Source organism: Ruegeria sp. AB10 (genome assembly GCF_056542745.1).
The window spans coordinates 1-1,954 of the sequence record NZ_JBQGAI010000030.1 but is presented as its reverse complement, the minus strand read 5'-3'; the positions used below and the strand labels follow the sequence as shown (position 1 = coordinate 1,954).

Annotated in this window: 1 protein-coding gene and 1 pseudogene; one reads left to right on the top strand and one right to left on the bottom strand. The window is 56.2% G+C overall.

Annotated features, from left to right (window positions below; translation table 11 throughout):
- Positions 1 to 15 precede the first annotated feature (15 nt).
- Positions 16 to 1,133 (bottom strand): annotated as a pseudogene (locus tag ACR0NT_RS19520) (IS3 family transposase).
- 388 nt (positions 1,134 to 1,521) lie between these two features.
- On the opposite strand from ACR0NT_RS19520, the gene ACR0NT_RS19515 reads away from it, so the two are divergent.
- The coding region (locus tag ACR0NT_RS19515) for a hypothetical protein (RefSeq protein WP_480443539.1) at positions 1,522 to 1,954 on the top strand (433 nt) is incomplete at its 3' end.

The window sequence follows — 1,954 nt, the reverse complement described above, 5'->3', positions numbered from 1 at the left end:
TGTCCAGCCCCAATTCTATGGGCCAGTTTTGAGCAAGGTTTCTGGAACGGGCGGTCGCATGTTTAGAGCCTGATGGGGTCTGACACGATTGTACTGTCTAAGCCAGGTATTGATGACGATCTGAGCCTGTTTGGTGGTGTGGAACCATTCTGCGTTGAGGACTTCCCGGCGCAGAGTGCCATTGAAGCGCTCGTTGTATCCATTCTCCCAAGGTGATCCCGGGTAGATTTGGATCGGCTTAATGCCCACCTTTCTTAACCAGGTCTGCAGGGCCGTTGCGATGAACTCCGCGCCGTTGTCGGAACGGATGTGTTCGGGCTTCCCGTGCCGCAATAAGAGTGGGTAGAGCGCATCCAGCACGTCTGCGCTGTTCATCTTCGGCTTGACCGCTACGCAGAGCGCCTCACGGGTATACTCATCCAGCACCGTCAGCATCTTGTAGCTCTGTCCGTTGCTCAGCTTGTCGTGGACAAAGTCAATGCTCCAGATGTGATTGGGATGTTGCGGTCGGAGCCGGATGATCGAGCTGTCCTTGTGGTACAGCCGTTTGCGTTTCTTGTGCCGTTGTGGGAGCTGCAAGCCTTCTTCGCGCCATAGTCGTTCGATCTTTTTATGATTGACTGCCCAGCCTTCGACACGCAGCAGCTCGGCGACCTTGCGGTAGCCGTAGCGCCCATACCGTTTGGCCAATCGGATCATCGCCAGACGTAACGCCTCATCATCCTTTGGCGCTGCGCGGTATTGCAGCGTGCTCCGCGCCAATCCAATCACGCGACAGGTGCGCCGTTCAGAGGTTGCCAGCTTTTGTCGGGTGTGGACCACGGCCTGACGAAGCTGGTCTGCCGTCAGGCCTTTGGCTTTAGATAATCAAGGCTCTCCTTGAGAATGAGTTTGTCCAGTTCAAGCTCAGCCACGATTTTCTTGAGCCGATCATTCTCTTTCTGCAGCGCCTTCAGATTGGCCATCTCAGATCGTCCCATCCCACCAAACCGCTTGCGCCATGTGTAATAGGTCGCATCACTGACACCAGCCGTTCTGCACGCCGTCGCGACATCCGAACCAGATGCCAGGCCCAGCTCAATCTCGCGCAAAAGCCGCAGAATATCTTCGTCCGAATACCGTTTCCGCGCCATCAATCCCGTCTCCAAAACTAAGCCAACTGTGGCACAGTTTTAGGGGGCCAAGACACCAAATCGAATTATAGTCTCAAATAATCTGAGCCAGAAACAGCGATGATCTCGCGCCCAACGGATTATGATCTCAAGCCGCTACACCTATGTGGCGGTTACCGGTGCGAGATCAGCTGCAACTCCCTTACACTTTTTACCGCGATCAGAACGGACGGCGCGAAAGCAGCGCGGCCGACCGTCAACTGTGGTTCGCTTCCGGTTGAGGCTCAAACAACGCCTCCGGCCGATGCCCATACCTTTGCCCGCATTTCTACCAACCCACTGACTGCCTGACGGGCAGGGCGGTGCCTTGCCTCGATTGTGCTCAAGTCCCTCACAGGAGAGTTTCAGAATGACAAACCAGTCCTCAGGTACCCAGCCCGCCCTTCGCCCGCTTAATGTCTCGGTTCGGGCTGGTCGTTTGACCAAGTTCAAGGGGCGTGTGGCGAGCATTGCGCCGGGTTTGTCCGTCGTGGCAACCGCGGCGGTGCTGTTCAGCGGCAGCGCAGCACAGGCCGCGTGTACGGCAGCAGATGGCGTGGCCACATGTACCGCTGACAACCACCCTGGCAGCATTACCTTCGACCCCTACGATTTTGGCATTGTCTATACTCATGCAGATGCGGTTCACACTCTGACACTGCCAGACCATCCTGATTTCACTGTGCACGGCAATGGGGTGACTGTGGACTATGGGGGTGACCAGGATGTTTTTGTGCAAATGGGACGGGGGACCGTCGAGACCACGGGTTTTCAAAATCACGGGGTTTCTGCGAACACCACAG